The sequence below is a fragment of the Pseudonocardia spirodelae genome (genome assembly GCF_037727765.1).
Classification (GTDB): Bacteria; Actinomycetota; Actinomycetes; order Mycobacteriales; family Pseudonocardiaceae; genus Pseudonocardia; species Pseudonocardia spirodelae.
Genome location: NZ_JBBJUP010000007.1, coordinates 241738 through 248570 on the forward strand (window position 1 = coordinate 241738; position 6833 = coordinate 248570).

Here is a 6833-nt window from a genome sequence, read left to right on the forward strand (position 1 = left end):
TCAGTCCTCCCCGCCCGCGGAGGCGTAGGCGGCGCGCGCCGCGTCGCCGAGGTCCGCGGCGTAGGAGACGTCGGGGGTGTCGCCGCCCTGCTGGAGGCCACCGGTGACGGCGAGGATCTCCGTGCCGTCCGGGCCGGTCAGCCAGGGGCCGCCGCTGGTGCCGTCGTCGAGGCCGGGCTCGGGCAGCTCCCACTGGCCGGGCTCGGGGGAGTCGACGGTCCCGGACACGGTGGTCGCGGCCGGGTCGCCGTCGTTGTAGCCGACCGCGGTGACGGTCGGCCCGGTCGGCGCGGAGCCGTCGTCCTGCGCGGTGGTGTCCGGGTCGGGCGCCGGCGCGAGCCGGTAGGCGCCGGTGAGCTGCTGGACCGGGGGCGACCCGGGCTGCTCGACGGTCAGGAACGCGACGTCGGAGGCGGGGTCGCCGCTCTGCTCCCAGCCGGGCGGGACGGTCGCCGCGGTCACGGTCCAGTAGCCGTAGGGGGCGGTGCCGTCGTCGTAGCCGGGGGCGAAGGACATCCCGGTGCGGGCGGGGGACCCGTCGCCGTCGGCGACGCAGTGCGCGGCGGTGACGACGAGGTCCCCGGCCGCGGAGGTGACGACCGCCGCGGAGCAGTAGTGCTCCCCGGGGTCGTCGGCCGGCCCGGCGAACAGGGCACCGGTCGCGGGGCGCGCCGCGGTCACCGGTGCCGCCACCGCGGCCGTCGTCGCGGGCTCCGGGGCCGGGGCGGGCGCGGCGGCGGTGGGCGCGGGACGGCCGGCGAGCACGGCCGCGGCGAGCACGGCGGCACCCAGCGCGCCCGCGGCGAGCAGCCGGGTGCGGCCGCGGGCCGCCCGTCCGGGGATGCGCACGTCCACCTCCTCGCCGCCGGTACCGTCGGTGATCGACGGTAGAGGGCAGCGGGGCGCGGCGTCGGCCGGGCCGCATGTGGACGTGCTGTGAATCCGCCCGGCGGGCGCGGCGGCGAGGGGAGCGGACCAGGGTGGACGCGGACGTGATCGTCGTCGGGGCGGGCCTGGCCGGCCTCGTCGCCACCCACGAGCTGACCCGGCGGGGCAGGCGGGTCGCGGTGCTCGACCAGGAGAACGCGGCCAACCTCGGCGGCCAGGCGTTCTGGTCGTTCGGCGGGATCTTCCTCGTCGACAGCCCCGAGCAGCGCCGGATGCGCATCCACGACTCCGTCGAGCTGGCCTGGGGCGACTGGCAGGGCAGCGCCGCGTTCGACCGCCTCGACGACGAGGACGTCTGGGCCGCCCGCTGGGCACGCGCCTACGTCGACTTCGCCGCCGGACAGAAGCGCTCCTACCTGGCCGGGATGGGCATCTCGTTCCTCCCGACGGTCGGGTGGGCCGAGCGCGGCGACCTCACCGCCACCGGGCACGGCAACTCGGTGCCGCGGTTCCACATCAGCTGGGGGACCGGCACCGGGGTCGTCGGCCCGTTCGTCGACTCCGCGCTGCGTGCGGCCGCCGAGGGACTGGTGACCTTCCACCACCGCCACCGGGTCGACGACCTCGTCGTCACCGACGGCGTGGTGACCGGGGTGCGCGGCACGGTCCTGGCCCCCGACGACGCGCCCCGCGGCGCACCCAGCAACCGCGACGCCGCGGGGGAGTTCGCGTTCTCCGCGCCCGCGGTCGTGCTGGCCACCGGCGGGATCGGGGCCAACCACGAGATGGTGCGCCGGTTCTGGCCGGAGCGGCTCGGCACGCCCCCGGCGTCGATGATCACCGGCGTGCCCGCGCACGTCGACGGCCGGATGCTCGACATCGCCGCCGCCGCGGGCGTGCGCCTGGTCAACCGCGACCGGATGTGGCACTACACCGAGGGCGTCGTGAACTGGGACCCGGTCTGGCCCCGGCACGCGATCCGGATCCTGCCCGGACCCTCGTCGATGTGGTTCGACGCGCTGGGCCGCCGGCTGCCCGCGCCCTGCCTGCCCGGCTACGACACCCTCGGCACGCTGCGCCACCTGCGCACCACCCCGGACCTCGCCGGGCACGACCACTCCTGGTTCGTCCTCACCCAGAAGATGATCGAGAAGGAGTTCGCGCTGTCGGGCTCGGAGCAGAACCCCGACATCACCTCCGGCGGGCGCGCCGCGTTCCTGCGGGAGCGGGTGCTGAGCCGGGGCGCGCCGGGCCCGGTCGAGGCGTTCAAGGAGCACGGCGCCGACTTCGTCGTGGCCGACACGCTGGAGGAGCTCGTCGCGCGGATGAACGCGCTCACCGACACCCCGCTGCTCGACGCCGCCCTCGTCCGGTCCCAGATCGAGGCCCGCGACCGGCAGATCGACCACCCTTACAGCAAGGACGCCCAGGTCCAGGGCATCCACAACGCCCGGCGCTCGCTCGGCGACCGGATCGGGCGCGTCGCGGCGCCGCACCGGATCCTCGACCCGGGCGCCGGTCCGCTGATCGGGGTGAAGCTGCACGTGCTGACCCGCAAGAGCCTCGGCGGCGTCCAGACCGACCTGCGCTCGCGCGCCCTGGGCGCGGACGGCGAGCCGGTCGCCGGGCTGTACGCGGTCGGCGAGGCCGCCGGGTTCGGCGGCGGCGGGGTGCACGGCTACAACGCGCTGGAGGGCACCTTCCTCGGCGGCTGCGTGTTCTCCGGGCGCGCGGCCGGACGCGACCTCGCCGACGCCCTGTAGCGCCCGCCTCTCGCTCAGCGAGAGTCCGCTTCCGCGGCGCCGCCCGCGCGCCGGATGCTCGGTGCCGGCACCGGCGTCGAGGAGGACAACGTGGTCGCAGCAGGGTCGGGTACCCGCCGGGTACGGGTGGCGGCACGCCGCCCGGAGTCCGACGGCGTGGTGTCGCTCGAACTCGTCGCCCCGGACGGCGGCCGGCTCCCGGACTGGGCGCCCGGCGCGCACGTCGACCTGGTGCTGCCCGGCGGCCGCACCCGCCAGTACTCGCTGTGCGGGGACCGCTGGGACGCCCACCGCTACCGGGTCGCCGTGCTGCGCGAGCCGGACGGGCGCGGCGGCTCGGCATGGGTGCACGACCGGCTCGCCGTCGGCGACGAGATCGGCCTCGGCGGGCCGCGCAACAACTTCCCGCTGGTCCCGGCCCCGCGCTACCTGTTCGTCGCCGGCGGGGTCGGGATCACCCCGGTCCTGCCGATGATCGCGCAGGCGGACCTGCTCGGCGCCGACTGGGCGCTGCTCTACGGCGGCCGGACCCGATCGTCGATGGCGTTCACCGGTGAGCTGGCCCGCCACGGCGGACGCGTGCGCGTCGTGCCGCAGGACGAGGCGGGCCTGCTGGACCTGCCCCGCTTCCTGGGACACCCCGACGCGGGCACCCGGGTGTACGGCTGCGGGCCCGGCGGGCTGCTCGACGCCCTCGCCGCCGCCACCGCCGGATGGCCGCCGCACACCCTGCGCACCGAGCGCTTCGTCGCCCCCGCCGCCGACGGCCCGGTCCGCGACACCGCGTTCGAGGTGCACCTGGCCCGCCGCGGCGCCGCGGTGACCGTCGGGCCGGGGCGCACCGTGCTCGACGCGGTCGCCGACGCCGGGGTCGAGGTGCTCTCCTCGTGCCGGCAGGGGACCTGCGGGACCTGCGAGACGACCGTCCTGGACGGCGAGCCCGAGCACCGCGACTCCGTCCTCGACGACGACGAGCGCGCCGCGGGCGACTGCATGCTCGTGTGCGTCTCCCGCTCCCGCGGCCCGCGCCTCGTCCTGGACCTCTGACCCACCCGCCACCCGCGAAGGAGACGGCACCATGACCGCGACGCCCGCGCTCGACCACGTCCCCGCCACCGACGTCGACCCGTTCGGCACCGACGTGCTCCTCGACCCGCTGCCGTTCCACCGGTGGCTGCGCGACGCAGGCCCGGTCGTGCGGCTGACCCGCTACGACGTCGTCGCCTCCGGCCGCTACGACGTCGTGCGCGACGCGCTCGTGAACTGGCAGGACCTGCGCTCCGGGGCCGGGGTCGGCCTGGCGGACTTCCACACCGAGGCGCCGTGGCGGCCGCCGTCGCTGCTGCTGGAGGCCGACCCGCCGCAGCACGACGCGCCCCGCCGGGTGCTCGCGAAGGTCCTCGGCCCGCGCGCCCTGCGGTCGCTGCGGGAGCGCTGGGCCGCCGACGCCGCCGCGCTCGTCGACCGGGTGCTGGCCCGCGGCCCCGAGTTCGACGCCGTCACCGCCCTGTCGGAGACCTTCCCGCTGCGCGTGTTCCCCGACGCCGTCGGCCTGCCCGAGGCGGGCCGGGAGAACCTGCTGCCCTACGGCGACCTGCTGTTCAACGCGTTCGGCCCGCGCAACGCGCTGCTGGAGGACAAGCTCCCGCGGCTGGGCGAGCTGTCGGCGTGGGTGAACGCGCAGTGCGCCCGCGACGCGCTGGCCCCGCACGGCTTCGGCGCCGACATCTGGGCGGCCGCCGACCGCGGCGACATCACCCACGACCAGGCCCCGCTGGTGGTGCGCTCGCTGCTCTCGGCCGGGGTGGACACCACGGTCAACGGGCTGTCCGCGGTGCTGCACGCCGTCGCCACCCACCCGCGGCAGTGGGCGCGGCTGCGCGCCGAGCCCGACCTCGCCCGGGTCGCGTTCGACGAGGCGGTGCGCTGGGAGTCCCCGGTGCAGACCTTCTTCCGGACCACCGCGCGCGACACCGAGCTGGGCGGGGTGCGGGTCCCGGCCGGGCGCAAGGTCCTGCTGTTCCTGGGCGCGGCGAACCGCGACCCCCGGCACTGGGGCGCCGACGCCGACGACCTCGACCTCGGCCGCGACCCGTCCGGGCACGTCGGCTTCGGCATGGGGCTGCACCAGTGCGTCGGCCAGCACGTCGCGCGGCTCGAGGCCGAGTCGGTGCTGCGCGCCCTCGCCGCGCGGGTCACGACCGTCGCGCCCGCCGGGCCGCCCCGGCGGCGCCCCAACAACACCATGCGGTCCTGGGCGTCGCTGCCGCTGCGGGTCACGCCGGCGTAGGAGACTGCGCGGATGGCCCCGAACGACGGGCCCGGCGAGCCGGTGCTGGCCCGCGCGGTCCGCATCCTGTCCGTGTTCGAGCCCGGCCGGGCCGAGCTCGGCGTCACCGAGATCGCGCGCGGCGCCGGCCTGCACGTGGCGACGGCGTCGCGGCTGGTCGCCCAGCTCGTCGAGCTGGGGCTGCTGACCCGCACCGCGGGCGGGCGGCTGCGGATCGGGATGCGGCTGTGGGAGCTGGGGCAGCGGGCGTCGCCGACGCTGACGCTGCGCGAGGCCGCGCTGCCGTTCCTCGGGGACCTGCACGCCGTCGTCGGGCAGCACGTGCAGCTCGGCGTCCTCGACGGCGACGAGGTCATCTTCGTCGAGCGGCTCTCCGCGCCGCGTGCGGTGGTCAACCTGACCCGGATCGCCGGGCGGCTGCCGCTGCACGTGTCGTCCTCGGGGCTGGTGCTGCTCGCGCACGCGCCCGCCGGCCAGCAGGAACGGGTGCTGGCCGCGCCGCGGGAGCGGCTCACCGCGGCCACGGTCACCGATCCGGCGCGGCTGCGGCTGCTGCTCGCCCGGATCCGGCGCGAGGGCCACGTGGTGACCGAGGGGTACGTCCACCCGGACGCGACCGGGGTCGCCGTCCCGGTCCGGGGGCGCGACGGCACCGTCGTCGCGGCGCTGTCCACCGTGCAGCCCGCCGACGGCCGGGCGGCCGCGCTGGTCCCGGCGCTGCGCGCCGCCGCACACGGCATCGCCCGGGCCTGCGGCGCGGGGACCGGGGTCAGGGACTCGTGACCGGCGCGGGTCGCAGGGTCAGCGGCAGCAGGCCCGCGACCTCGGCCCGCAGCCGGGCCAGGACGGCGTCCTCGTCGCCGTCGAGGAGACCGAGCAGCGCCTGCTGGAACACGCCGTCGACCACGCCGTAGGCGGCGTGCGGGCTCAGCGACGGCTCGGTCGCGGACAGCTCGGCGTAGCGGGTCACGACCCGCCACACCATGTCCTCCAGGGTGCGGTCGATCTGCCCGACGGCCTCACGCAGGCTCGGCTCGAACATGCTCTGGGCGCGCAGGTCGTACCAGAGGCGGTGCATCGGGGCGTCGTCGACGAGGGTCGCGCACAGCGTGTCGGAGAACGCCCCGAGCAGGCCGGCGGGTGTCGAGGCCCCGGCGACCGCGCCGTCGTAGCGGGTCACGCAGACCGCCTTGTAGCGCCGCACGCAGTAGACGATCAGCTCGAGCTTGTCGGCGAAGTAGTAGTGCACGACGCCGTGGCTGAACGGGGAGTTCTGCGCGATCTCGCGCAGCGACGCCCGTGCGTAGCCGAGCTCGCCGAGCGTGCGCAGCGCGGAGTCGGCCAGCGCACGGCGGCGTGCGTCGTGCTTGTCGACCCGGTTCGCCGCGGGCACCCCGGCCTCCCTCCGTCGTCGCGGCACTGTAACCGACGCCGGCCCGGACCCGTCCCGGCTCCGCGGCGCTCAGCCCGGCCCGTCGCGGGCGACGAGGACGGGGCAGTGCGCGTGCGACAGCAGCGCCCGGCCGACCGACCCCAGCGGCATCCCCGCCACACCGCCGCGCCCGCGCGAGCCGACCACGACCAGCTGGGCCCATCCGGACTCGGTCACCAGGGCCCGGGCCGGGCGGTCGTGGGCGAGGACCCGCCGCACCCGCACGTCGGGGTGCTTGTCCGCCCAGGGGGCGAGCGCGTCGTCGAGCAGCCTGCGCTCGTCCTCGGCGCGCCCGTCGGGGTCGACCAGCGCCGTCACGGCCGGGTCGACGACGTCGTCGGCCCAGGCGTGCACCGCGACGACGCCGGTCCCGCGTGCGGCGGCCTCCGCGAACGCCGCGGCGAGCGCCGGCTCGGTCCACGCCGACCCGTCGACGCCGACGACGACCGGCCCGTGCGGG

General features: G+C 77.2%; 7 protein-coding genes. 4 read left to right on the forward strand and 3 right to left on the reverse strand.

Translation table 11 applies throughout. The features are described 5' to 3' along the window. Positions 1 to 849, reverse strand: a complete 849-nt coding sequence (locus WJX68_RS11270; RefSeq protein WP_340289257.1) for a trypsin-like serine peptidase — start codon at positions 847 to 849, stop codon at positions 1 to 3. Between the two features lie 131 nt (positions 850 to 980). On the opposite strand from WJX68_RS11270, the gene WJX68_RS11275 reads away from it, so the two are divergent. The 4 genes from WJX68_RS11275 (at position 981) to WJX68_RS11290 (ending at position 5724) form a co-directional block, all read left to right on the forward strand. After that, complete coding sequence (locus tag WJX68_RS11275; protein ID WP_340289260.1) at positions 981 to 2651, forward strand: FAD-binding dehydrogenase; 1671 nt, start codon at positions 981 to 983, stop codon at positions 2649 to 2651. A 90-nt stretch (positions 2652 to 2741) separates the two neighbouring features. Then, positions 2742 to 3698, forward strand: a complete 957-nt coding sequence (locus WJX68_RS11280) for a PDR/VanB family oxidoreductase (protein WP_340289263.1) — start codon at positions 2742 to 2744, stop codon at positions 3696 to 3698. Positions 3699 to 3729: 31 nt separating this feature from the next. Then, complete coding sequence (locus tag WJX68_RS11285) at positions 3730 to 4941, forward strand: cytochrome P450 (protein ID WP_340289266.1); 1212 nt, start codon at positions 3730 to 3732, stop codon at positions 4939 to 4941. Positions 4942 to 4953: 12 nt separating this feature from the next. Beyond that, positions 4954 to 5724 carry an IclR family transcriptional regulator gene (locus WJX68_RS11290; RefSeq protein WP_340289269.1) on the forward strand — a complete coding sequence of 257 codons (771 nt, stop codon included), beginning with the start codon at positions 4954 to 4956 and terminating at the stop codon, positions 5722 to 5724. On the opposite strand, the gene WJX68_RS11295 is transcribed toward WJX68_RS11290, so the two are convergent. Both WJX68_RS11295 and WJX68_RS11300 read right to left on the reverse strand, forming a co-directional pair. Then, positions 5711 to 6334, reverse strand: a complete 624-nt coding sequence (locus WJX68_RS11295; protein WP_340289272.1) for a TetR/AcrR family transcriptional regulator — start codon at positions 6332 to 6334, stop codon at positions 5711 to 5713. The genes WJX68_RS11290 and WJX68_RS11295 overlap by 14 nt on opposite strands. A 69-nt stretch (positions 6335 to 6403) precedes the next feature. Next, on the reverse strand, positions 6404 to 6833 hold a 430-nt coding region (locus tag WJX68_RS11300; RefSeq protein ID WP_340289275.1), incomplete at its 5' end, for a universal stress protein.

Excerpts from the sequence above, each read along its gene's own strand:
- WJX68_RS11285 (WP_340289266.1), top strand. The coding sequence starts at position 3,730 with ATGACCGCGACGCCCGCGCTCGACCACGTCCCCGCCACCGACGTCGAC.
- WJX68_RS11290 (WP_340289269.1), top strand. The coding sequence starts at position 4,954 with ATGGCCCCGAACGACGGGCCCGGCGAGCCGGTGCTGGCCCGCGCGGTC.